Source organism: Sphingomonas canaveralia (assembly GCF_047238125.1).
In the GTDB taxonomy this organism is placed as follows: domain Bacteria; phylum Pseudomonadota; class Alphaproteobacteria; order Sphingomonadales; family Sphingomonadaceae; genus JBDFMH01.
Genome location: NZ_JBDFMH010000001.1, coordinates 753,145 through 775,730 on the forward strand (window position 1 = coordinate 753,145; position 22,586 = coordinate 775,730).

At 67.8% G+C, this 22,586-nt stretch carries 21 protein-coding genes; 7 read left to right on the plus strand and 14 right to left on the minus strand.

The annotated features are described in order from the left end of the window. Positions 1-150: 150 nt before the first annotated feature. The 9 genes from ABC347_RS03715 to ABC347_RS03755 all read right to left on the minus strand — a co-directional run bounded on the left by ABC347_RS03715 (position 151) and on the right by ABC347_RS03755 (position 7,262). Positions 151-804 (minus strand): hypothetical protein, encoded by a 654-nt coding sequence (locus ABC347_RS03715; protein ID WP_413244395.1) that lies wholly within the window; start codon positions 802-804, stop codon positions 151-153. Positions 805-812: 8 nt separating this feature from the next. Then, entirely contained in the window at positions 813-1,337 is a 525-nt protein-coding gene (locus tag ABC347_RS03720) for a phage tail protein (RefSeq protein WP_413244396.1), read from the minus strand. A gap of 18 nt (positions 1,338-1,355) precedes the next feature. Then, entirely contained in the window at positions 1,356-2,894 is a 1,539-nt protein-coding gene (locus ABC347_RS03725; protein WP_413244397.1) for a phage tail sheath family protein, read from the minus strand. A gap of 437 nt (positions 2,895-3,331) precedes the next feature. Next, positions 3,332-3,778, minus strand: a complete 447-nt coding sequence (locus ABC347_RS03730; protein WP_413244398.1) for a hypothetical protein — start codon at positions 3,776-3,778, stop codon at positions 3,332-3,334. 18 nt (positions 3,779-3,796) lie between these two features. Continuing rightward, entirely contained in the window at positions 3,797-4,384 is a 588-nt protein-coding gene (locus ABC347_RS03735; RefSeq protein WP_413244399.1) for a DUF3558 domain-containing protein, read from the minus strand. Positions 4,385-4,462: 78 nt separating this feature from the next. Then, the gene (locus ABC347_RS03740; protein WP_413244400.1) at positions 4,463-5,251 is read right to left on the minus strand and encodes a hypothetical protein; all 789 of its coding nucleotides are present in this window, start codon (positions 5,249-5,251) and stop codon (positions 4,463-4,465) included. Positions 5,252-5,345: 94 nt separating this feature from the next. Continuing rightward, the gene (locus tag ABC347_RS03745; protein WP_413244401.1) at positions 5,346-5,810 is read right to left on the minus strand and encodes a DUF1810 domain-containing protein; all 465 of its coding nucleotides are present in this window, start codon (positions 5,808-5,810) and stop codon (positions 5,346-5,348) included. Further along, positions 5,807-6,478 carry a retropepsin-like aspartic protease family protein gene (locus tag ABC347_RS03750; protein ID WP_413244402.1) on the minus strand — a complete coding sequence of 224 codons (672 nt, stop codon included), beginning with the start codon at positions 6,476-6,478 and terminating at the stop codon, positions 5,807-5,809. The genes ABC347_RS03745 and ABC347_RS03750 overlap by 4 nt, the downstream gene beginning before the upstream one ends. Positions 6,479-6,551: 73 nt before the next feature. Beyond that, positions 6,552-7,262, minus strand: coding sequence for an SDR family NAD(P)-dependent oxidoreductase (locus ABC347_RS03755; RefSeq protein ID WP_413244403.1), 711 nt, complete (start codon positions 7,260-7,262; stop codon positions 6,552-6,554). A 171-nt stretch (positions 7,263-7,433) separates the two neighbouring features. On the opposite strand from ABC347_RS03755, the gene hppD reads away from it, so the two are divergent. Together hppD and hmgA are read left to right on the plus strand one after the other, a co-directional pair. Beyond that, the gene (gene hppD, locus ABC347_RS03760) at positions 7,434-8,501 is read left to right on the plus strand and encodes a 4-hydroxyphenylpyruvate dioxygenase (protein ID WP_413244404.1); all 1,068 of its coding nucleotides are present in this window, start codon (positions 7,434-7,436) and stop codon (positions 8,499-8,501) included. Then, complete coding sequence (gene hmgA, locus ABC347_RS03765) at positions 8,501-9,913, plus strand: homogentisate 1,2-dioxygenase (RefSeq protein ID WP_413244405.1); 1,413 nt, start codon at positions 8,501-8,503, stop codon at positions 9,911-9,913. The genes hppD and hmgA overlap by 1 nt, the downstream gene beginning before the upstream one ends. Before the next feature lie 4 nt (positions 9,914-9,917). On the opposite strand, the gene ABC347_RS03770 is transcribed toward hmgA, so the two are convergent. Genes ABC347_RS03770 through ABC347_RS03780 form a run of 3 tightly spaced genes read right to left on the minus strand, consistent with a single transcriptional unit; the run spans position 9,918 to position 11,982 of the window. Then, the gene (locus ABC347_RS03770; RefSeq protein ID WP_413244406.1) at positions 9,918-10,808 is read right to left on the minus strand and encodes an NAD(P)H-hydrate dehydratase; all 891 of its coding nucleotides are present in this window, start codon (positions 10,806-10,808) and stop codon (positions 9,918-9,920) included. After that, a complete protein-coding gene (locus ABC347_RS03775; protein WP_413244407.1) occupies positions 10,805-11,584 on the minus strand; it encodes a histidine phosphatase family protein in 780 nt (259 codons plus the stop codon). The genes ABC347_RS03770 and ABC347_RS03775 overlap by 4 nt, the downstream gene beginning before the upstream one ends. A 53-nt stretch (positions 11,585-11,637) precedes the next feature. Next, entirely contained in the window at positions 11,638-11,982 is a 345-nt protein-coding gene (locus ABC347_RS03780) for a lysozyme inhibitor LprI family protein (protein WP_413244408.1), read from the minus strand. Between the two features lie 101 nt (positions 11,983-12,083). On the opposite strand from ABC347_RS03780, the gene ABC347_RS03785 reads away from it, so the two are divergent. Beyond that, positions 12,084-13,481, plus strand: a complete 1,398-nt coding sequence (locus tag ABC347_RS03785) for a helix-turn-helix domain-containing protein (RefSeq protein WP_413244409.1) — start codon at positions 12,084-12,086, stop codon at positions 13,479-13,481. Positions 13,482-13,717: 236 nt separating this feature from the next. Here the strand turns inward: ABC347_RS03785 and ABC347_RS03790 are convergent, their stop codons facing one another. Together ABC347_RS03790 and ABC347_RS03795 are read right to left on the minus strand one after the other, a co-directional pair. Beyond that, positions 13,718-14,668, minus strand: coding sequence for an aldo/keto reductase (locus ABC347_RS03790; protein ID WP_413244410.1), 951 nt, complete (start codon positions 14,666-14,668; stop codon positions 13,718-13,720). 29 nt (positions 14,669-14,697) lie between these two features. Next, positions 14,698-15,780 carry a mannose-1-phosphate guanylyltransferase/mannose-6-phosphate isomerase gene (locus tag ABC347_RS03795; RefSeq protein WP_413244411.1) on the minus strand — a complete coding sequence of 361 codons (1,083 nt, stop codon included), beginning with the start codon at positions 15,778-15,780 and terminating at the stop codon, positions 14,698-14,700. Between the two features lie 184 nt (positions 15,781-15,964). Here ABC347_RS03795 and ABC347_RS03800 point away from each other — a divergent pair, with 184 nt between their 5' ends. Genes ABC347_RS03800 through ABC347_RS03815 form a run of 4 tightly spaced genes read left to right on the plus strand, consistent with a single transcriptional unit; the run spans position 15,965 to position 22,566 of the window. Continuing rightward, positions 15,965-17,353 (plus strand): TIGR03013 family XrtA/PEP-CTERM system glycosyltransferase, encoded by a 1,389-nt coding sequence (locus tag ABC347_RS03800; protein ID WP_413244412.1) that lies wholly within the window; start codon positions 15,965-15,967, stop codon positions 17,351-17,353. Continuing rightward, a complete protein-coding gene (prsK, locus tag ABC347_RS03805) occupies positions 17,350-19,428 on the plus strand; it encodes an XrtA/PEP-CTERM system histidine kinase PrsK (RefSeq protein WP_413244413.1) in 2,079 nt (692 codons plus the stop codon). The genes ABC347_RS03800 and prsK overlap by 4 nt, the downstream gene beginning before the upstream one ends. Beyond that, on the plus strand, positions 19,428-20,789 hold the full coding sequence (gene prsR / locus ABC347_RS03810; protein ID WP_413244414.1) for a PEP-CTERM-box response regulator transcription factor: 1,362 nt from the start codon (positions 19,428-19,430) through the stop codon (positions 20,787-20,789). Before prsK ends, prsR begins: the two co-directional genes overlap by 1 nt. Continuing rightward, positions 20,770-22,566, plus strand: a complete 1,797-nt coding sequence (locus ABC347_RS03815) for a tetratricopeptide repeat protein (RefSeq protein ID WP_413244415.1) — start codon at positions 20,770-20,772, stop codon at positions 22,564-22,566. Before prsR ends, ABC347_RS03815 begins: the two co-directional genes overlap by 20 nt. Positions 22,567-22,586 lie beyond the last annotated feature (20 nt).

A 22,586-nucleotide genomic window follows, 5' to 3' on the forward strand; every position in this document is an offset into this window, starting at 1 on the left:
CGCCAGTGTCGGCCGGCTCGAAACCGTCACTTTCGTGCGCAGGCTCCGTGCCAGCCCCGATCGCGGTGTCCGGGTTCCACCCCGGCGATCCGAGGCCCTGTGCCGCCGTACCGTCGCCGCGCGCGCGCGCAAGCAGGCGCAGGAAGTAGCTCATTGCGCCAGTTCCAGCAGCCGCTGGCGCCGGGCGGGGGCAAGCGCCAGGATCGCGGTATCGCTCCAGCCATAGGTTCGCGCGAGGCGATCGATGTCGTGCAGCAGCGTATCCGCAGCCGCCGTCAGCGCGCGCCAGGCGAGTGCGGCGGGGTCGAAACTGGCCTCCGCAACCGCGCCGCAGGACGGGCAGGCAAAATCGAGGCGGATGTCGCCGGCGCCTGATCCCTCGAGCGCCACTTCGATCCGGTCGACAGTCGCGGCGTCGAGAGAATCCGGGTCCGCCCTACTCGCGCGCGCTGCTAGCAGCCGCCGTGCGGCGGCATCCGGCAGCGCCAGCGCATCGGCCAGATCGCGGCTGGTGGGCGCGCGGAGCGATGACGGCAGTGGCGTGTCGGCAGCGATCAGCGCTGCCAGCGGCACGGCGAGCGCAACAGGCTCTCCGCAGCTTGCACAGGTCGCTACGCTGTCCACCGTCTCGGCCCCTTCCAGCTCGCCGAGCAATGTCATGAGCGCGCGATCGCGGCGATCGAGAGGCCAATCCCAGGCATCCCGCTGCTCTGGCCCTGCCGCCAGCAGCACGGCGCGCGCCAGCGGCTCCAGCGTGACGCCCTGCTCCCACAAGCAGACGATCTCGGATGGCGCCAGCGCCACGGCGTGCCTCAGGACGGCTCGGTAAAGGAGAGCTCGGCAGGCTCGGCGACGTCATAGTCGCGTTCCCAGCCTTCATGTTCCAGCTTGATCGACTGGATCAGCACCGCATTGGCATTGGCATCCAGATCCGAGATCGCCTGAAATTCGGAAACCCAGGCGCGGAAGACCTTGTACGAGATGGCGAGCTGGCCGGCCTCGTTGTAGATGTCGATCAGCAGGTCCTTGCGGAAGCTGGACAGCGAGACTTCGGCGCCCAGCCCGGATCCGTAATTCCAGATGCGGTTGGCCCACTGTTCGAAGTCGCGGTCATGGGTGACGCCCCGTTCCAGCGTGATCGCTTCATATTTGGTGCGGCCGGGCGATTTGCGCGAAGTGGACGGATCGCCGCCCTCGCGGTGCTCGATCACCTCGGTCATCCGCTTGAGCGCGCCGACCTTGCTCACCCCCGCCACATAGCGGCCGTCCCATTTCACCCTGAACTTGAAGTTCTTGTAGGGATCGAACCGTGTCGCATTGACCGTGAACTGCGCCATGGTGCCGTTCTCCTCCCGTTACGCCTGCTGCCCGGCCAGTTGCTGGATCTTCAGCACCACGAATTCCGCGGGTTTGAGCGGCGCGAAGCCGACGACGATGTTGACGACGCCGGCATTGACGTCGGCCGCGGTCGTGGTTTCGCGATCGCACTTCACCAGATAGGCCTCGCGCGGGCTTGCACCGGCGAACGCGCCCTGGCGGAAGAGGCCTTGCATGAACGCGCCGATATTGAGCCTGATCTGAGCCCATAGCGGCTCGTCGTTCGGCTCGAACACGACCCACTGGGTGCCGCGGAACAGGCTTTCCTCCAGAAACAGTGCGAGCCGCCGCACCGGCAGATATTTCCATTCCGATGCTAGCACGTCGGCGCCGCGCAGCGTCCGCGCGCCCCAGATGACCGTGCCGACATTTGGAAAGGCGCGGACGACGTTGATCCCGCGCGGGTTCAGCCGTCCCTGTTCCGCGTCGGTCAGGCGGATCGCGGGGCCGGAAACCCCGGCCAGGCCGGCCTCCAGACCGGCTGGCGCCTTCCACACGCCGCGCGCGCCGTCGGTCCGCGCGATCGCACCTGCTACCGCGCCCGCTGGCGCGAACTCGGCGATCCGGCCTTCACGCAGCGGATCGGGGGCCAGGATCCCCGGAAAATAGATTGCGCCGTTGGCGCTCGCGGAAAGGTTCAGGGTGGCCAGCGCGTCCGGTGCGGCGGCGGCCGCGCCGTCCTTCCAGGCGAAGGGCGCGTCGGCGATGAAGATCGCGCGCTTGTCGGTCGCGATCTTCAGCGCGGCATCGCGGGTGGTGCCGTCGATATCGGTACGGTCGCCATTGGCATCGAACGCATAGGGCGGCACGACCAGCAGGTTGAGAAGATCGACCCCAGCCAGCGCCGCAAGGCCCGGCGCGACGGCCGCCGCATTAATTGCGCCGCCGGGCGCGCCTTCGGTGAACGATGCCCAGGCGTCCTCCACGTCGAAATCCGCGTCCGCCCCTGTGCTCGCGGCCGGGGCCTGGGTGGGGGCCGCACCGTCGAGCCGCGCCAGCGTCGATTCAGCCGCCAGCACGGCTCCTACGAAGCGCGGATGGGCCGGGGAGGGGGAGACGTTGAGGAAGCGTTCGATCGTGCCGGTCGCCTTGTCCCGCAACAGGAGATTGAAAAGCGTCTCCCCCGGCGCCGGTGGACGGGTATCCGCAGTCACGCGGGCCTGCAGATCGTTGCCCCAGCTGCCCCTGGCCGCGGCGATCAGCGACAATTTCTTGCTCGATCCCGCCTTGCCCTTGGCGGCAGCGGCGTCGGCACCGACGACCCGCACGATGATCGCCTCGCCCCCGCCATTCGCGTAGAATTGCGCGACCGCGTAGCTCATCGGGCTGCTGCGGGAGAGGCCGCCGAAGCGTCGCTCATATTCGGTGAAGCTGGAAATGCTGACCGGCGTTTCGACCGGCCCGCGCGTGGCCGCGCCGACGAAGCCGGTGACAGACGTGGCGACGCCGGTAAGCGGCCTGACCCCGCTCGGCACTTCCTCGACATAGACGCCGGGATAGGTGAGCGCGACAGGCATCGGCTGGCTCCTCGCTGGCGGTCGATCAGCGGGACAGCGGGAATCTCACGCGATACTCGGTGGTTTCGGTCGTGCACGATCCCGGCAAAATCGACGTTCCGACGGAAAAGTGCGCGTTCGGCCCCCCACCGACTGCCGCGATCCTTTCCGCCCTCCCGCGGATCGAACCGAGTCGAGGGAACGTATCACGATAGTTGCGCTGCGTGAACAGCGGTAAACACTTCCAGCCGCTGTGCAATGCAGCCCACCGCGCGCGGTAAACCGGCCCGGTGGCTCGAGTCGAGTGGTAGCCGCTATACTGCGTAGCTTCTGTCCGACGGGTCGGAACGGAAGAAGTCGGGCTGAAACCGACTATGCTTGATGAAGATGGAATTTAGCGTGATCCATGGTCCAACTTCAAAAGAGTCCGGGCGGCCGGAGGCGGGAGGAGTGCGATCCTATTCGCCGCAGTCGAGGCTGATCGCCGCACTCTGACGCTGCGCGCCCCAGCTGGCGGTCGCGACGATCGGCCCGGCACACTGGATATCGTTGACCCAGAGCGGGCTCCAAACGGGCTCGCTGTACGGGATTGCGACGAATTCGAAGGTGCGGGTGGCGAGCAATTTGCCGGCGCGCGTCCTGACGCTGATCGTCAGCGGCAGGTCGCTGTTCGCGCCGATATCGCGGCCGGGCGGCATCTGGATCGGCACAGATACCAGCAAGTCCTCGGCCGGCTCCTTCACGTCGCCTTCGCCTGCGCCGGTGTTCCAGAAGCTCATCTTGGCCGGCGGCGCGACGTCGGCCGAAAGCGTGCCGCTCGCCTTGTAATAGAGCTGAAGGCGGATCGGGCCGAGCTTCGGACCGGCCGGCGCGGCGGCGGCCATCAGGGCGCAGAGGAGGATCATCACGCGCGTGGCCAGGCGCTAGAGCTTTGCAAGGATCTTTTCGGCCGTCTTGATCGCGATCTGCCGCTTTTCCGCGTCCTTCACGATCGGATAGCCCGGATGATCGGCGGGATCGTGGATGAACGGCGGGGTGATCTGGACGAAGGCCTGGCCCTTGCGGACGGACAACATGCTCGCCACTCCCCACGCCGCTTCGTCGCCCAGCTTGGGTGCCGCGTTCTGGTCTTCCTTCAACAGTTCCGCGGCGTCCGCACCGGCGCCGCCCATGCCGGATACCGATTGCCCGATGCCGCCGAGCAGCTTCGCCGCGCCGCGCACGGCATCCATCTGCTTCAGGCCATCGGTGGTGACGATCATCACCCGCATGCCATCGTCAGGATTGCTCTTGTACCGGCAGGTGTCGTCCTCGCGGATCGTCTCCACCACCTTGTCGGTCGTGATCGCCGTAACCTCCGCTGCGGTGAGATAACTGCAGGGATCGGCGCTGGCAGTCGCGGCGACGCCCGCATCCGCCGACGCCCCGTCACCTTCCGCCGCTGCGGACCCCGCGTCCTTCGATCCGCATCCGCCCAGCGTGAGCACCGCTCCCACACCGGCCGCAATCATGATTCCGGTCCATCGTGCCATTGTCGTCCCCCCTCGGATGTTGCTGCCCCTGGATGAAATGGATGCCGGACTGCCGCCTTACCGTCCGGTCACCAGCGGCGCTTGCGGCGGCGGCGGGAAGGCATAGGGGTTGACCGTCTCGCCAGGTGTGCCGCTGGTCACCGCTCGGTAGATCGCGCGTCCCGCCGGGCCGTAGCTCAGCACTTCGACCGAGACGATCGACAGCAGGATCACGCCCGTCCCCCAGATCCAGGCCGGATGGATGCTGCGGTTGCGCCGCCTATCCGCGACGATGCCCGCCAACGGAAACAGTAGCACGCAAAGCGCCGTCACCTCGAATGCCCACGGGATGAGCAGCGGCATCGGCAGCAACCGCCCGAATGCCGGGCCGAGCAGGTTCGCCATCCCGCAATAATGGAGCCGCCGGTGCCAGCCGGTCTGGCGTCGCATCGCGACTGCCGCCCAGGTCAGCCCGGCGAAGGTGAGCACCGACACCGGGTTGAGGATCAGGAATTGCACGGGCGGGAAGAAGAATGGCGCTTGTCCGCGGCGGACCATCATGACGGTGGCGAGAATGCCCATCACCACCATCGGCACGATCCAGCCGGCGCCGATCCACCCGAGCCTGCGGTGCAGGCTGCGATTGCCGTTCGTCGCCAGCAAGGTCTGCGCGACATAGATGCCGACCCAACCCATGAAGACCATTGCGTGGAGGTGCACCGGCAGCGGTGCGTGGAACGTCGACCGCCCCATCGCGAACTGCATCGAGAAGGCGACCAGGATCAGCCCCGCCATCCACAGCGACGTGACGACGAAAAAGCGATCGTCCCCCGACACATGGATCCGTGGCCGAATCGATGCGGTCATGTCGTTCCCCCGACACGAAACCTATCGCCTCGATGCTCCGCCGATAGCATATTTGCGACAAGCGGGGTCCGGCCGACCTGCCGCTCGCGATGGCTCAGGGCAGCTTACCGCCCGTCTCGCTTGTGGCGAGAATGTCGATCGTCCGCTGGTCGCGTTCGCCCCCGAACCAGCGCTGGATCGCGGTCGCGAAAAAGGGCTCGTCGGGCGCCGCTTCGATGAACAGCGTCAGTGAGGAGCGGAGCTTGGCCGCGTCCACGGCTCCGAAAACGGCGTCTGCGGTGGTACCCTCAAGCGTATCGAGGACCCCAACGCATTCGCGGTATCGTGCACTCAGCAGCGGGTGAGCGAGATAGGCCTGCGCTTCCTCGATCGATCCGATCGCATAATGGCGCGCCGTCTCGCTCCTGCCGAGGCCGGCCACCTGCGGGAAGATGAACCACATCCAGTGGCTCGTCTTCCGGCCATGGCGCAGTTCCGTCAACGCACGATCATATGTGGTCTGCTGTGCCATCACGAAGCGATCGAGATCGAACCGGTCGATATTTGCAGGATCGGTCATGCGGGCCGTTCTTGGCGGCGAACGGCTTTGTTGCCGAGCGACGCGGCTTCATCGCTAACAGCCTGTGGATGGTTGGGGGTCAGCACCAGCGTCCGACCTTCCACGCGCCAGCCTTTCAGGCGCGACAACAGGTTCATCCCCACCACGCTGAAATCGCCAAGCCCGGGGGCGACAACCACCGGCACATCGCGCGCCAGCACATTGCCGATGCGGAGTTCGTCGACCGTCGCGGTCTGCGCGCGGACCGTGCCGTTGGCGGTCCGCAGCAGCACCGGTGGAAAGCTTTCGGCCGGGGTGATGCCTGCGGCTGCGGCCGTCGCCGGGGACAGCGCGGTGATGCTCGCACCGCTGTCGATCAGCATTCGGCGCTCCACCCCGTTCAGGCGCACCGTCGCCCAGAAATGCCCGTCGCCGGCCATCTGGAGCCGCGTCTCGCTCCCCACGACCTGCTGCGCATTCGGGCGGAGCTTCGCGGTCAGGCCGGCAAGCGTCGGATCGTAGGGGGCGAGCCGATCGATCGCCAGCACGATCCCGCCCGCCAGTGCGAGCAGCACCGCCACATCGACGATCCGGCCAAGGATCGGCACGCGCCGCAGCAGCCCAAGCCCCAGGATCGCAGCCACGATCAGGATCGGCAGGCGATACTCGACGAGAAGATCCGGGTTCATGCGGCGGCTATCGTCCCTCGAGGATTTACCGGGGCTGACCAATCACTTGCGGCCGGCATTTGCAGCCATGCCGTCACGGATCGATCTCGGCGCCGTCCCAGGCGAAGATGCGGCCGCTGTCGACCATGTTCAGCCCATCGATCACGGCCAGCAGCCGCTCGGCCGAGAAGGCCGGCGTGAACAGCTTGCCCGGCGGCACGCTGGACCGGAACGGCGCGCTGAGGGCGGTGGCGACGGTGCCGGGATGCAGCGCCACGCACAGCGCGTGCTTGTGGGTGCGGCCCATTTCGATCGCGGCGCAGCGCACGATCTGGTTCAGCGCCGCCTTGGAGGCGCGATAGCCATACCAGCCACCGCTGCGATTGTCGGATATGCTGCCCACCCGCGCGGAAAGACAGGCGATGACCGCGCGGCGATCGCGCGCCAGCAGCGGCACGAAGTGCTGCAGCACCAGTGCCGGGCCGATCGTGTTGATCGCAAAGCTGCGCGACAGCCGCTCCGCATCGAGCGCCTTCAACGACCGCTCCGGCCCGCCCCCGGCATCATGCAGCAGCCCGGTCGCCACGATCACCAGGTCGATCGGCGCGCCGATATCGCGCGCCGCCCCCGCGATGCTGTCAGGATCGGACACATCGATCACACCGGGGACCACGCCAGGCTGCCCCGGCCGGTCCGGTGAGCGCGAGAGTGCGAACACCGTCTCGTAACGGCCCGACGCCGCTGCCGTTTCGACCAGCGCCGCACCGATCCCACCGCCTGTACCGATGATCACAGCCCGGCTCATCGCAGCAGCCGGGGGTAGAGGGGGCGGGGCATGCGCGACCGGTATGGCTTCAGCTGCATGTCACCAACATAGGGTCACGGCCCTACCGCGGACAGCCTCCGAATATAGTATCAATTGACACCATATCGGCCGGAGCTTATCTATCGTTCAACGAATTTCGGAGAGCACGTGATGGAAAAGTTCGACGTCAATCCGCTTGGCCTGAACGGCTTCGAGTTCTGCGAATTCACCTCGCCCGATCCCGACGCGATGGCGCGGATGTTCGATCAGCTCGGTTTCGTGCCCGCCTCCACTCACCCCACCAAGGCTGTCACGCGCTGGAAGCAGGGGCGGATCAACCTGCTGTTGAACCGTGAGCCGACCGGCCATGCCGCCGACTTCCGTGCCGCGCACGGCCCGTCCGCAAGCGGCATGGCATTCCGCGTGTCCGATGCGAAGGCCGCCTTCGATTTCGCGGTCGCCAACGGCGCCACCCCCGCCGATGCCGCCGCAGGCGGGCTGGGGCAGGGCTATGCGATCGAGGGTGTCGGCGGGTCGATGCTCTATCTGGTCGATCGTCATGGCGATGCGGGCAGCCTGTATGACGACTGGGATGCGGTGCCCGGCGCGGCCGAGGCCGAGACCGAGAATAATGTTGGGCTCGATCTGCTCGATCACCTGACGCACAATGTGCGCCGCGGGCAGATGCGGGTCTGGGCGGAATTCTATGCCCGCCTGTTCGGATTCGAGGAGCAGAAATTCTTCGACATCAAGGGCAAGGCCACCGGCCTGTTCAGCCAGGCGATGATCGCTCCCGATCGCGCGATCCGTATTCCGCTGAACGAGAGCCAGGACGAGACCAGCCAGATCGAGGAGTTCATCCGCGAATATAATGGCGAAGGCATCCAGCACCTCGCGCTCACCACCAGCGACATCTACCAGACGGTCGAAAAGCTGCGCGCTCGCGGCGTGCGGCTGCAGGATACGATCGAGACCTATTACGAGCTCGTCGATAAGCGTGTGCCGGGGCATGGCGAGGATCTGGAACGTCTGCGCCGCAACCGCATCCTCATCGACGGCGACGTGAAGGAGGAGGGCATCCTGCTCCAGATCTTCACCGAGCCGATGTTCGGTCCGATCTTCTTCGAGATCATCCAGCGCAAGGGCAATGAAGGCTTCGGCAACGGCAATTTCCAGGCGCTCTACGAGTCGATCGAGCTCGACCAGATCCGCCGCGGTGTCGTGACGGTCGACGCCTGATGGACGAGATCCTCCCCGAAACGGGGAGGGGGACCGCCGGCGCAGCCGGTGGTGGAGGGGGTGCGCCGCATGCGGAGCGCCTTGCCGCACCCCCCCTCCACCGCCCTGTGGGCGGCACCCCTCCCCGTGCCGGGGAGGACTATATCCCCGGGCTCGGCAATCATGTCTCGACCGAGGCCGTGCCCGGCGCGCTGCCCATCGGCCGCAATTCGCCGCAGCGCCCGGCGTTCGGCCTCTATGCCGAGCAGCTGTCGGGCACCGCCTTCACCGCGCCGCGCCACGAGAATCGCCGCAGCTGGCTCTATCGGATGCGGCCGAGCGCGGAGCACCCGCCGTTCGCGCGCTATGCCGGGGCGCCTCGGTTCGCACCCGGCACCAGCGATGCGCCGCTGCCCCCCAACCGGCTGCGCTGGGATCCGCTGGCGATTCCCGTCGAGCCGGTCGACTTCCTGGATTCGCTGACGACGATGATGGCGAACCGCGATCCAGCCAGCCTGGAGGGCGTCGCGATCCATCTCTACGCCGCCAATCGCGACATGGCCGGCCGCGCCTTCCAGAATGCCGATGGTGAGTTGCTGCTGATCCCGCAGTCCGGCCGGCTCGACATCATGACGGAGCTCGGCCGGATCGCGATCGATCCCGGCCAGATTGCGCTGATCCCACGCGGCGTCCGCTTCCGCGTGAGCCTGCCGGACGGGGAGGCGCGCGGCTATGTCGCAGAAAATCACGGTAGTCTCTTTCGACTGCCCGATCTCGGCCCGATCGGATCGAACGGCTTGGCCAACCCGCGTGATTTCGAGACCCCCGTCGCTGCGTTCGAGGATAGCGACGAGCCATGCGAGATCGTCCAGAAATATCTCGGCTCGCTATGGACCACCACGATCGATCATTCGCCGTTCGACGTGGTTGCCTGGCATGGCAACCTTGCGCCGTGGCGCTATGACCTGGCGCGGTTCAATACGATCGGCACGGTCAGCTTCGATCATCCCGATCCGTCGATCTTCACCGTGCTCACCTCGCCGTCGGATGTGCCCGGCCGTGCCAACGCCGACTTCGTGATCTTCCCGCCACGCTGGATGGTGGCGGAAGGCACGTTCCGCCCGCCGTGGTTCCACCGCAACGTGATGTCGGAAGCGATGGGGCTGATCCACGGTGCCTATGACGCCAAGGCGGACGGCTTCGCGCCCGGCGGGCTCAGCCTGCACAATCTGATGGCGGGGCACGGCCCCGATGTCGCCAGCTGGCGGGGTGCGAGCGAAGCCGATCTGAAACCGCACAAGATCGATGGCACGATGGCGTTCATGGTCGAAAGCTGCTGGCCCTATCGCCCGACCGCGCAGGCGCTGGAAAGCGCGCAGCCCGATTATGATGCGGTGTGGGCGAATTTCCCGAAGGCGCAGCTGCCCGGCTGACCGATCAACCCGATGCCCGCGCGACGATCGCGGGCAGACGCGGCAGCAGTTCGCGGGCCAGGAACCCCAGCGTGCCGATGTCTGCCCCGGCTTGGCGACCGGCTTCGGCATGCAGCCAGACCCCCCAGGCAGCGGCCTGCGCTCCCGGCAGTCCGCGCGCCGCCAGCCCGCCGATTACCCCGGCCAGGACGTCGCCCGAGCCTGCCGTGCCCAGGCCCGCGGCGCCGCCTTCGAATGCCAGCGCCGCGCCACTCGGTTCCACGATCAGCGTGCGGCAATCCTTCAGCGCGACGGTGACGCCAAGTAATTGGGCGGCGCGCGCCGCCGCAGCCTCGGGATCGTCGGCTATTTTATCGCGGTCGATATCCAGCAGCGAGGCAAGCTCGCCATGATGCGGCGTCATCACCATGTCGAGCCGGTTCGCGCCCTGCAGCGCAGCGCGGTTGCGGCATGCCGTCAGCGCGCCGGCGTCCAGGATCAATCGAGCGGCTTCGGGCATCGCGCGGCACGCGGTATCGATCAGCCCGCAGCTATGCGCGCATTCGGCCATGCCCGGCCCTATCACCAGGCTGTCGCAATGCGCGGCATGTTTGGCGATCAGGTCGGCGGCAGCGCCATCGATCTCGCCCTCGTCGTCGGTCGGCAGAGCGATCACGGCAGCTTCGGGAAAGGCGAGCCCGATCGCCAGCGCAGCTTCCGCAATCGTCGCGATCTGCACCTTGCCCCCGCCGACCCTGAGCGCCGCCTCCGCCGTCAGCGCGACCGCGCCCGGCACGAAGCGCGAACCACCGACGATCAGCACGCGGCCGCGCTCGTTCTTGTCCAGCCCCGTCACGATCGGCGGCAGCGGATGGCGCGCGCGCCATTCGGCGTCGAGGCGGTCCGGCCCGCTCATCCGCGCGCGGCCACGGGCGGATCGGCGGCGTCTGTCACCGCGACCGCTTCCTGAGCGACCGGCACGGTATAGTTGTAGCGCTCCAGCCTCAGTGCGCCGTTGCGCCCGCTGGCCGCATCGAAGTGATATTCGGTCACCGCGCAATTGGCGACATCGCCTTCGCGGTCCACCGCCAGGATCGTGGCCTCGTCCATATTCTCTATGATGTAGCGCAGGCACAGCACCACCACCTGGTGCGCCACGATCAGCACGCGCCGCCCGGCATAGTGCAGCGTCACCGTATCCAGCAGCGATCGCAGTCGCAGGATCACGTCGCACCAGCTCTCGCCGCCGGGCGGGCGGTGATAGAATTTGCCGAGGATGCGGCGGAACTCGGCCTGATCGGGCAGGGCGGTCGCGATCCCCATCGTTGTCAGCCCATCAAGGATGCCGAACTCCTTCTCGCGCAGCCGCTCGTCCGCGCACAGCGGCAGGTCCGCCTCGACCCCGCCGGCTTCGCGGACCAGCGTCGCGGTCTGGCAGGCGCGGCGATAGGGGGAGACCAGCACGACATCGGGCCGCTCGTCGGCCGGCATCTGCCCGAACCAGTGGCCGACTGCGCGCGACTGATCTTCGCCCAGCGGGCTCAGCGGCACGTCCACGTCGCGGCCATCGAGCGGTATCCGCTCCAGCCCGGCATCATGCGCTGCATCGCGGGCTACGTTGCCCGCGCTCTGTCCATGACGGACGATCCAGAGCGTATCGGGCCAGCGCTGCGGCGTTGTGGTCTTGTCCATTCCCTGCCAATCGCCGGGCCTGCCGCCGGGTTCCGGCGCTGAACCTCGATCAGTCAGGGCGGGGTCAGCCGCTCGAGCTCCTGTGCCCGCTCGCGGGTCATCCGCCGTCCGCATTCCGCCACGGCCAGCGCGCGCAGCGTTCCCTCCGCCGCGGCATAGACCCGGCAATTCAGATCCCGCCACGCCGGCCAGGCCTTCTGCGCGGCAGCCAGCGGTGCCTTCTGCGGTTCGGGCACGCCGGCCAGCGCCGCGCGATAGGCGGCTGCCATCCGCTGATCCCAGACCTTGCCGTCCGCCATTGTGCAGGCGACCATCGATGCCATGTCATAGCCGCAGGTGGTAGGCCCGCCGGCGGGGGCGGGGGCGGCGGCCTGGAGCAGCAGAGCGAGCGCGATCATCATCGCAGCATAAGCGGATGACGGTTTCCCGCAACGGCCTCGACGCCCAATGCCTTGCCCGTTATCCTGTCAATCTGTCGTGAATTGACAAGGGTTGTGGGATGGCCGAGCGCAAGATCTTCGCCGGGCGGCGCATCCGCAAGCTGCGCCGCGCTGCCGGCCAGACCCAGGCCGCAATGGCGGAGATGCTGGCGATCAGCCCGAGCTATCTGAACCTGATCGAGCGCGACCAGCGTCCGCTGACCGCGGCACTGATGCTGAAGCTGGCCGATCTGTTTGATTTCGATCCCCGCCAGCTCGCCGCCGAGGAGCCGGGCGGTGGCATGGAGGCGATGCGAAGACGGCTCGCCGATCCGCTGTTTGCCGATCTCGAAATCGATCGTGCCGAGCTGGGCGAATGGCTGTCCGCGGCGCCCGGCGGGGTGGAGGCATTCGCGCGATTGTTCGATCGGCTGCGCGGCACGGATCCGGGCGCGGCCGCCACCGATGGCGAGGTCGCCGCGATCGCCGCCGCCCGCCGCGAGATCGATCGCTGGCGTAACCATTTCGCCGATCTCGACGCGGCCGCCGAAGCGCTGGCAGATGAGCTGCGCATGGGCGCCAGCGATCTCTACGGCGCGATCGCCGATCGGCTGCGTGTGAAGCACCAGATCCAGATCCGGATCCTGCCGGTCGATGTTATGCCCGACATGCTCCGCCGGCTCGATCTCCACGCGCGACAGCTGCAGCTGTCCGAAATGCTCGATCAGGCGTCGCGCACCTTTCAGGCTGCGTTCCAGCTGGCGCAACTGGAGGCGCGTGGCGAGATCGAGAGCCTAATCGCCGGGGCCGGTTTCGGCGAGCGCGTGGCCGAACGTCTCTATCGCCGCCATCTCGCCAGCTATTTCGCGGCAGCGGTGATGATGCCCTACGCCCGGTTTCTACGTGCCTGCGACGCCACCGGCTATGATGTCGAGCTGCTCCAGCGACGGTTCGGGGCGGGTTATGAGCAGGTCGCGCACCGCCTCACGACGCTGCAACGGGTCGGCGCGCGAGGCTTGCCCTTCTTCATGATCCGCGTCGATCGCGCGGGGCAGGTGTCGAAGCGCTATGGCGGCGCCAGCGGATCGGCGCTGATCGATGCCGGCGGACGCTGCCCCTTGTGGAAGCTGTTCGAAGCGTTCGATCGCCCCGGCCGGATCGAGCGCGACCTGTTGGAGCTGGAAGACGGCAGCCGCTGGTTCACCTTTGCGCGCACCGTTCATCCGCAGGGCCGGCGCGCGGGGCTGACGAATGCCGAATTCGTCGTCGGTCTGGGGATCGATGCCACGCTCGCGGCGCCGCTGGCGCTGGCACGCGGCGTCGATCTGCGCAGCGGCGGTGCCAATCCGGTCGGTCTGGGCTGCCGCAACTGTACGCGCGCCGGTTGCCCCCAGCGCGCCGCACCACCCGCCGGCCGGACGCTGACGTTCAACGAACGCGAACGCAGCTTGTCGCCCTTCGCGTTCGCAAGTGACTGAGCAATCCTTATTGGTTCGTTTCCGCTGTCCTACAAGGGTGGAATCGGCTATGAGAGCGGTCGTTGTTTCTCATTGTCGGCCTGCGGAATGGATGCGCTTCGACGTGTTGGCCCAGCCTTCGCTGCGCTTGATGGTTCGGTTGCCACGGCCGCCCCGCTTGGGTGACGTCTCACACCCTCGCACAAGCGCTGCTTTCACTGCTTTCATTCTTGAAACGCCGCTGCACGCGGCTTCGCTCAACTCGCGCTTGTCGTATCGAGCGCGGCGATCTGGGCGGGGCTCAACTGCAGCCGCATCGCGGCCAGCAGTTCGTCCAGCTGTGCGATGCTCGTCGCGCTTGCGATCGGAGCAGTCACGCCGGGGCGTGCGGCAAGCCAGGCCAGCGCCACCTGCGCGGGCGTGGCGCGGGCATCGTCCGCCACCGCGACCAGCGCATCGACCAGAGCGAATCCGCGATCGTTGAGATATTTGTCGATCCACGGCCCCCGCGCCTTGCCCTCCGCATCTGCCGTACGGCGATATTTGCCCGTGAGGAATCCGGAGGCGAGCCCGAAGAACGGTATCACGCCCAGCTCGCGCTCGATCGCGACCTGCTGCAGCGATCCTTCGAACGCGTCGCGCTCGAGCAGATTGTAGAGCGGCTCGATCACGCCAAAGGCCGCCAGCCCGTTGCGCGCCGAGATGTCGAGCGCCGTCGCGATCCGGTCGGCCGAATGGTTCGATGCGCCGATCGCTCCCACCTTGCCTGCCTTGACCAGCCCATCGAAAGCGGAAAGCGTGTCTTCGAGCGGCGTTTCGGCATCGTCCTTGTGCGCGAAGTAGAGCTCGACATGGTCGGTACGCAGCCGCGCCAGCGATCCGTCGATCGCCGCTTCGATGTGCGCGCGATCGAGCGGGCAGCCGCCCGGATGCGGCATCAGCCCGACCTTGGTTGCGATCTGCACGCGGTCGCGCCGGCCGTCACCCTGTGCCAGCCATTCGCCGATCACCGTCTCGGACTCCCCGCCCGCCAGTCCCGGTGCGAACGCCGAATAGATATCCGCCGTATCGATCATCGTGCCGCCGCCATCGATGAAGGCATCGAGCAAGCGGAAGCTCGTCGCGCGGTCCGCGGTCCAGCCCAGCACGTTGCCGCCGAACACGAGCGGTGCGATCGAGAGGCCGGTGGTGCCGAGCGGTCTGAGCATCCTATTTCCTTTCCGTACGGTCGGTCCGTTCAGCCGAAGCGATCGAGGCTGCTGTGCCCCTGCGCCTTCAGCGCCTCGACCGCACGCTTCACGTCCTGGCTGCGGCCGCGCGGCAGGATCAGGATGGCGTCACCGGTCGCGATCACGATGAGATTCTCGACACCGACCGCGGCGACCAGCGGGCCATCGCTGCGGATCAGGCAGTTGCGCGTGTCGATCGCCACGACCTCGCCGTGATGCGCGTTCGCATCGGCGTCCTTGGCGCCGATCGCGTGCAGCGCATCCCAACTGCCGAGATCGGACCAGCCCATGTCGACCGGTGCCACCGCGACCCGGTCCGACTTCTCCATCACTGCATAATCGATGGAATCGGATGGTGACGCCATGAACGCATCGCGGTCGGGGAACAGCCGGCTGCCGTCGCGGGTCGCCCCGTCGGTCGCGGCGCGCGCCGCCGCCGCGATCTCCGGCACGTGCGCGTCGAGCGCGGCCAGATAGGCATCGGCGCGGAACAGGAAGATGCCGCCGTTCCACGCATAGCAGCCCTGGTCGAGATAGGACTGGGCCGTGTCGCGATCGGGCTTCTCGACGAAGCGCTCGACCCGCGCGACGCCGTCGCCCAGCGGTTCGCCCACGCAGATATAGCCATAGCCCGTCTCGGGTGCGTCGGGCGCGATGCCGAAAGTGCAGAGCCAACCGTCGCGCACCAGCGGCGTCGCCGCCTCGATCGCTGCGCGGAACGCCGCGACATCGTCGATGATATGGTCGCTTGGCATCACCAGCATCACCGCGTCACCAGGCAGGATGGCGGCGGCCAGCGCGATCGCCGGCGCCGTATTGCGTCCGGCGGGTTCCAGGATCAGCGCCTGCGGGGCTGCGCCAACCGCGGCAAGCTGCGCTTCGATCTCGTCGGCATGGGCCGCATTGGCAACCACGATCGGTGCCGCGAAACCAGCGTCGATCGGCGCGCGCTGTGCAGTCAGCTGTAGCATCGTCTCGGCCGCGGTCAGGCTCAGCAGCTGTTTCGGCCGCGCCCCGCGCGACATCGGCCAGAGGCGGGTGCCGGACCCGCCGGACAGGATGACGGGAACGATCGCAGCTTGGTCGGTCATGGAACGGCTATACTCCCGGCTTGGGGCAAGGCAACCGCGCCACCACGCGGCCCGCCCTGAAATCCCGGCGTCGGGTCGTGGTTGCGCGAGATCGCCCGCTTTTCAGGAAATATTCGCTTCTTTGCGCCATGATCCGCCGCAGTCGCAGGCCCCGGTCGGGGTCCGGTCATGGGAAGCGGACGCGTTGGTCAGGCTGTTCAAACATTATGTGCCGCACGCCGTGCTGCTGCTTGGATTGCTCGATTTCATCGCGCTGATCATGGCGGCGGAGATCGGTTGGGTCACGCGGCTGCACCAGATCGGCAGCGTGCCGGAGCCGATCGTCGATCGGTGGCCGGAACTGCTGAGCTTCGCGCTGGCCGTGCAATGCGCGATGATCGCGGTCGGCAGCTATGGTGCGGACGCGCTGCAATCGATGCGCTTTGCAGTCGCGCGGCTGGTAGTCGCCTTCTCGCTCGGCGTGATCCTGATCTCTGTGATGTCGTTCATCATGCCGGACAAGATGCTCTGGCGGTCGGTGCTGCTCTACACGCTCGGCTTTGCGTTCGCCTTCCTGGTCGGGCTGCGGCTGATGTTCGGCGGCATGCTCGGCGGGCAGGCGTTCAAGCGGCGGGTGATGGTGCTGGGTGCCGGCCGGCGGGCGGAACGAATCCGCGAACTCGCCCGCGTCAAGGGATCGAGCTTCCTGGTCTGTGGCTATGTCGCGATGAACGATGGGCCGCAGCATATCTCGTCCGCGATCAACCGCGACGCGATCGAAAGCCTGGCCGAACATGTCGTCAACCTCAACGCCAGCGAAGTGGTCCTCGCGCTGGACGAGCGCCGCAATGCGCTCCCGCTCACCGATCTGCTGCGGATCAAGACCACCGGTGTCCACGTGAATGAATTGTCGACCTTCCTGGAGCGCGAGACGGGGCGGGTCGATCTCGACAGCGTGAACCCGTCATGGCTGATCTTCTCAGATGGCTTTTCCGGCGGGCGGCGGCTGTCGGCGATGATGAAGCGGCTGTTCGATCTCGCGGCGTCGGCGCTACTGCTGCTGCTCTCGGCACCCGTGATCCTGGTGACGGCGATCATCGTGAAGCTGGAGAGCAACGGCCCGGCTTTCTACCGCCAGACCCGGGTCGGCCTGTATGGCGAGGAATTCTCGATCGTGAAGCTGCGCTCGATGCGGCAGGATGCGGAGGTCGGCGGGCAGGCGGTGTGGGCGGAGAAGGACGACCCGCGCATCACCCGTGTCGGGCGGATCATCCGCAAGCTACGGATCGACGAGCTGCCGCAGGTCTGGACGGTGCTGAAGGGCGAGATGAGCTTTGTCGGCCCGCGGCCCGAACGGCCCCAGTTCGTAACCGACCTGACCGGCCAGATGCGCTATTATGCCGAGCGCCACATGGTGAAGCCCGGCATCACCGGCTGGGCGCAGATCAATTATCCCTATGGTGCGAGCCTGGAGGATGCCCGGCACAAGCTGGAATATGACCTTTATTACGCCAAGAACTATACGCCCTTTCTCGATCTGCTGATCCTGTTGCAGACGGTTCGGGTGGTGATCTGGCCCGAAGGGGCGCGATGATCGGGCCGGATCTTTCGATCCTGTCGACCGCCTGCCACGCGCTGGCGGCGCTGCTGTTCGCGGCGCTTTCGGCTTGGCAGGCGATCCGCGGGCGCGCGCTGGCGCAACGCTGGCTTCCGGCCGCGGCATTCGCGCTGACCGCACTATGGGCATTGGCGATCGCTGTCGCCGGGCCGTGGACGCTGCTGGCGCAGCAGGCCGAGCTGGCGCGCAACTTGGGCTGGCTGGGCACGCTGCTGGCGCTGCTGGCCCGCGCGCAGGGCGGGCCGCGATCGCGCGCCGTCGTCGCGCTCCATGGCGCCGTCGGCACGGTCTTCGTGTCTCAGTCGGTTGTCGCACTGCTCGTCAGCTGGCAGATCGGCACCGCACGGATCACCGATGCCATGCTGGTGGTGACCGCACCGCTGGCGATGATGGGGATGGTCGGTGCCCTGCTGCTCGTCCACAATCTCTACACCGCCGCCACGCCGGCGGCCCGCGCCGCGATCCGGCCGGCCCTGCTGGGCCTGGCGATGCTCTGGGCTTACGACCTGAACCTCGCGACGCTGGCATGGATCGATGGCGTGTCTGCGCTATTGACGGCATTGCGCGGCGTGATTGCGGTGGCGGTCACGCCACTGTTCCTGGTCGCTATCACGCGAGAGGCGGGGTGGCGCATCGAGCTCAGCCGCAAGGCCGCTTTCGGATCATTGGGCGTGCTGGCGGCGTCCGCCTATCTGCTGGCGATGCTGGCTGCCGCCGTTCTGATGCAGCGCGCCGGCGGCGATTACCGGCAGCTCGGCTGGATCAGCCTGGCCGGCGCGACCGCGCTGGCCGCGGGCATCCTGATCGTGCCGGCGCGGTGGCGGGCCTGGGTGCGGGTGACCGCATCGAAGCATCTGTTCAGCCACCGATATGACTATCGCCTGGAATGGCTGCGTTTTTCGGAGACGCTGGGCCTTCCCGGCAGTGATCCGGCACCGCTGGACGAGCGGGTGGTGCAAGCGATCGCCCAGATCACCGAATCGCCCGGCGGCCTGCTGCTGCAACCCGATGGTGGCGGCGGTCTGGTCGCAGGCGCACACTGGAACTGGCCCGATCCGGCGCCGGCGGCCTGCGCGGACGGTGAGTTCGCAGCGATGCTCGAGACCGATGGCCGGATCGTGGCGCTCGACGAGGCGCGTGCCGGGATCGGCCATGCCCCGCGATGGATGCTGACCAGCTTGAGGGCCTGGGCAGTGGTGCCGCTGATCCACCAGGGCCGGCTGGTGGGCGCGGTACTGCTCGCGCGCCCCGCGCTGTCGCGCGGATTGGACTGGGAGGATTTCGATCTGTTGCGCGCCGCGGGTCGACAGGCGGCAAGCTCGCTGGCCGAAGCGCGCGGCCAGGAGGCGTTGTCCGATGCGCGGCGGTTCGACGAGTTCAATCGCCGCTTCGCCTTCATCATGCACGACATCAAGAACCTTGTGAGCCAGCTCAGCCTGGTCGCCCGCAATGCTGAGCGCCACGCCGACAACCCAGCCTTCCGCGCGGACATGATTGAGACGCTGCGCGAGTCGGTCGGCAAGATGAACGATCTGCTGGCCCGTCTATCGACCCAGGCCAAAGCCCCGGTCGGCGAGGCCCGACCGATTCCGCTCGGCGCGATCGCGGAGGCCGTCGTGGCCCCGCGGCGAGGGGTCGCGATGCTCGCGATCGACGGGCGCGGCGATGTTCGCGCAATGGCCGATCCTGGCCGACTGGAATCAGCGCTCGGCCACCTCGTGCAGAACGCGATCGAGGCGAGCCCGTCGGGCAGCCCGATACTCGTGCGGATCGCCCGGCGCGATGCAGCTGCAGCGATCGACGTCATCGACCAGGGCTGCGGCATGTCCGCGGAATTCATCCGCACGCGCCTGTTCCGTCCGTTCGCCTCGACCAAGGACAATGGCTTCGGCGTCGGCGCATTCGAAGCGCGCGCGCTGGTGGCGGCCATGGGCGGGCGGTTGGAAGTCGAAAGCCGTGAAGGTGAGGGGTCACGCTTCACCATCATCCTGCCACTGGCCGATACGGCCGCCGACTGGTCCGCCGGACCGCCTACCCGGAAGGTCGCCTGATGGCCGATGATCGCCCCGTGCTCCTCGTCATCGAGGACGATGCCGGGCTCGCCCGTCAGCTGCGCTGGGCCTATGAAGGGCACGACGTAGTGATCGCGCCAGACCGCGCGGCGGCGATCGATGCGTTGCGGCTTCACGAGCCTGCGGTCGTGACGCTGGACCTGGGCCTGCCCCCCGATCCGGACGGCACCAGCGAAGGCTTTGCGACGCTCGACGCGATCCTGGCGCTGAAGTCGGACACGAAGGTGATCGTGGCATCGGGGCATGGCGCCCGCGAAAGCGCGCGGCGTGCGATTGCCGCCGGCGCATGGGATTTCTACCAGAAACCCGTCGATATCGACGCACTGGGGCTGATCGTGGCGCGCGCCTTCCATGTCCATGCGCTGGAAGCGGAGAATGCCCGTTTCGCCGCGGCGACTGGCGACAGTGCGCCGGTGCTGGGCGGCATGATCACGGGCGCGCCCGAAATGCTCAAGGTGGTCCGCACCATCGAGCGGGTGGCAGCGGCCGACGTATCGGTAATGCTGCTTGGCGCCAGCGGCACCGGCAAGGAGTTGCTGGCACGCGGACTGCACGCGAGCAGCCCGCGCAATGCCGGGCCGTTCATCGCGATCAACTGTGCCGCGATTCCCGAGACGCTGCTGGAAGCCGAACTGTTCGGCCATGAGAAAGGCGCCTTCACCGGGGCGATCAAGACCACCGAAGGCAAGATCGAGCAGGCGCAGGGGGGAACGCTGTTCCTGGACGAGATTGGGGATGTGCCGCTGCCGTTGCAGGTGAAACTGCTCCGCTTCATTCAGGAACGGGTGATAGAACGGATCGGTGGTCGCAAGCCGATCCCGGTCGATGTCCGCATCGTTTCCGCCACGCACCAGAATGTCGACGCGATGGTGGCCGTCGGTCGCTTCCGCGAAGACCTCTACTATCGGCTAGCCGAGATCGTCGTGCGCATTCCGACGCTGGCCGAACGGACCGGCGATCCAGCGCTGCTGGCACGTCATTTCCTGACCCGCTTCGCGCGCACGATGAACCCGCAGGTGCGTGGCTTCTCGCCCGACGCGCTGGCAGCGCTGGCCGCACATGGCTGGCCAGGGAATGTCCGCGAGCTTGAGAACCGGGTGAAGCGCGCGGTGATAATGGCCGATGGCAAGCTGATCTTGGGTAGCGATCTTGATCTGAGCGATGGTGCCGAGCCGGAACCGCTGAACCTGCGCGCCGCTCGCGAGATCGCCGACCGGCGCGCGATCCGCGAGGCGCTGGCGCGAGCCGAAGGCAATATCTCCGCCACGGCAAAGCTGCTCGGAATCAGCCGGCCCACGCTCTACGATCTGCTGAAGCAATATGATCTCCAATCGGCCTGACGCGCGCGTACTGATCGCCTGCCTGCTGCTGCTGTCGGCGCCGGTGCTGGCCAGCCCCGCCGCCGACCGGTTGCGCGCGGCGCGGGCCGCGATCGACCGCGGCGACGGCGTCATGGCGGAGGCAGAGCTGGACCGCGCGGTGGCGCAAGGTATCCGGCCGCAGATGCTGCTTACGCTGCGCGCCGAAGCGATGCTCGCCGAGGATCGCACGATCGATGCGCTGCGCCTGCTGGATCGCGCGCCCAAGACCGGCGAAGCGCTGCGGGTGCGCGGGATCGCGGCTTCGGCCAACGGGGACGATGCCGTCGCCGCTGCCGCGTTCGCCCAGGCCGCAAGGCTGAGCCCCGGGAGCGCGCGGCTGTGGACCGACATCGCCGGCTTTCGGCGCGATGCCGCCGATCCGGCAGGCGCAGAGATTGCAATCGACCGGGCGCTGCGGCTGGCGCCCGGCCATCCTGCTGCACTGGTGCGGAAGGGCGAACTGGTCCGTGCGCGCTACGGCTTGGCGGCGGCGGTCGGCTGGTTTGATCGGGCACTGGCGCGGGCGCCGGGCGATGTGGCTGCGCTGTTGGCCCGTGCGGCCACGCTAGGCGAACTGGGCCGCACCAGGGCAATGCTGTCCGACACGCGCGCGGTATTGGCACAGCGCCCCAAGGATCCCACCGCGCTCTACCTGCAGGCGACGCTGGCGGCGCGCGCTGGCCAGAACGATCTCGCCCGCCGACTGCTGCTCCGTCGCCCGGCGGCAGACGATCTGCCCGCGGCATTGCTGCTTTCGGCCGTGGTCGACCTGCGCACCGGCAATACCGAGCAGGCGATCGGCGCGCTGCGCCGGCTGCTCGCCGATCAGCCATTGAACGGACGCGCACGTCGGCTGCTGGCATTGGCGCAGTGGCGTGATGGCGATCCGGCGGCGGTGGCGGCGACGCTGGCCCCGATCGTCGAGAGCGTGGAGGCCGACAGTTGGGCGCTGACGCTGGCCGCACGCGCGCAGGAAAAGCTGGGTGACCGGACCGCTGCTGCGGCGCTGCTCGATCGCGTGAGCGCGCCGGGCAATATGGCGGTGCCTGGCGATCCCGGACGGCTGCCCGGGCTGCGGGCGGCTGCCACTGCGGCGGGAGGCGAAGCCGAGCCGCGAATCGCGCTGATCCGCGCGCTGTTGGCGACCGGCGGTGCCCAGGAGGCGATCCTGGAAGCCCGCGCGCTGGCGCTGGCCAATCCCGGTGTGACCGACGCCTGGGTGCTTGTCGGCGATGCGCTGACTGCGGGCGGGCGCCCGGCCGTCGCTGCGGAGGCCTATCGCCGCGCGGCCAATCTCGGCTTTTCCGAGCCAGTCGCGATGCGGCTGATCGCGGCGCTGCGGCGTGCCGGGCGGGCGCAGGCGGGAGCGGCGGTGCTTGCCACCTATCTCGCGCAGAATCCGCGCAGCGTGCCGGCCCGCCGGCTGCAGGCGGATGCGCTGATGGTGGCAGGCAACTGGAACGGCGCGGCCCGCGTGCTGCAGGGCCTGCGCGCCACGCTGGGCCCGCGTGACGTGGTGATCGCGAACAATCTGGCGTGGGCGCTGTTCAACAGCCGCCAGCCCAGGCCAGCGCTGGCGTTGCTGGATGCGGCGCGGTCGATGGCGCCGGCCAGTCCGGCTCTAGCCTACAGCGCCGGATGGATGCGCCACGCCTTGCGCCGGCCGGGCGGGATCGCGCTGCTGGAGCAGGCCGCGAACCAGGTGCCCGACAGCCAGATGGTGCAGCAGCGATTGGCGGCGGCGCGGCGCGGATAGAGCGCGGCAAGGGTGCCAAT

What these genes read in the sequence shown, in the direction of transcription:
- ABC347_RS03720 (WP_413244396.1), bottom strand. Translation starts at nt 1,337, where the DNA reads ATGGCGCAGTTCACGGTCAATGCGACACGGTTCGATCCCTACAAGAAC.
- ABC347_RS03725 (WP_413244397.1), bottom strand. Translation starts at nt 2,894, where the DNA reads ATGCCTGTCGCGCTCACCTATCCCGGCGTCTATGTCGAGGAAGTGCCG.
- ABC347_RS03730 (WP_413244398.1), bottom strand. Translation starts at nt 3,778, where the DNA reads ATGATCCTCCTCTGCGCCCTGATGGCCGCCGCCGCGCCGGCCGGTCCG.
- ABC347_RS03735 (WP_413244399.1), bottom strand. Translation starts at nt 4,384, where the DNA reads ATGATTGCGGCCGGTGTGGGAGCGGTGCTCACGCTGGGCGGATGCGGA.
- ABC347_RS03740 (WP_413244400.1), bottom strand. Translation starts at nt 5,251, where the DNA reads ATGACCGCATCGATTCGGCCACGGATCCATGTGTCGGGGGACGATCGC.
- ABC347_RS03745 (WP_413244401.1), bottom strand. Translation starts at nt 5,810, where the DNA reads ATGACCGATCCTGCAAATATCGACCGGTTCGATCTCGATCGCTTCGTG.
- ABC347_RS03750 (WP_413244402.1), bottom strand. Translation starts at nt 6,478, where the DNA reads ATGAACCCGGATCTTCTCGTCGAGTATCGCCTGCCGATCCTGATCGTG.
- ABC347_RS03755 (WP_413244403.1), bottom strand. Translation starts at nt 7,262, where the DNA reads ATGAGCCGGGCTGTGATCATCGGTACAGGCGGTGGGATCGGTGCGGCG.
- hppD (WP_413244404.1), top strand. Translation starts at nt 7,434, where the DNA reads ATGGAAAAGTTCGACGTCAATCCGCTTGGCCTGAACGGCTTCGAGTTC.
- hmgA (WP_413244405.1), top strand. Translation starts at nt 8,501, where the DNA reads ATGGACGAGATCCTCCCCGAAACGGGGAGGGGGACCGCCGGCGCAGCC.
- ABC347_RS03770 (WP_413244406.1), bottom strand. Translation starts at nt 10,808, where the DNA reads ATGAGCGGGCCGGACCGCCTCGACGCCGAATGGCGCGCGCGCCATCCG.
- ABC347_RS03775 (WP_413244407.1), bottom strand. Translation starts at nt 11,584, where the DNA reads ATGGACAAGACCACAACGCCGCAGCGCTGGCCCGATACGCTCTGGATC.
- ABC347_RS03780 (WP_413244408.1), bottom strand. Translation starts at nt 11,982, where the DNA reads ATGATCGCGCTCGCTCTGCTGCTCCAGGCCGCCGCCCCCGCCCCCGCC.
- ABC347_RS03785 (WP_413244409.1), top strand. Translation starts at nt 12,084, where the DNA reads ATGGCCGAGCGCAAGATCTTCGCCGGGCGGCGCATCCGCAAGCTGCGC.
- ABC347_RS03790 (WP_413244410.1), bottom strand. Translation starts at nt 14,668, where the DNA reads ATGCTCAGACCGCTCGGCACCACCGGCCTCTCGATCGCACCGCTCGTG.
- ABC347_RS03795 (WP_413244411.1), bottom strand. Translation starts at nt 15,780, where the DNA reads ATGACCGACCAAGCTGCGATCGTTCCCGTCATCCTGTCCGGCGGGTCC.
- prsK (WP_413244413.1), top strand. Translation starts at nt 17,350, where the DNA reads ATGATCGGGCCGGATCTTTCGATCCTGTCGACCGCCTGCCACGCGCTG.
- prsR (WP_413244414.1), top strand. Translation starts at nt 19,428, where the DNA reads ATGGCCGATGATCGCCCCGTGCTCCTCGTCATCGAGGACGATGCCGGG.
- ABC347_RS03815 (WP_413244415.1), top strand. Translation starts at nt 20,770, where the DNA reads ATGATCTCCAATCGGCCTGACGCGCGCGTACTGATCGCCTGCCTGCTG.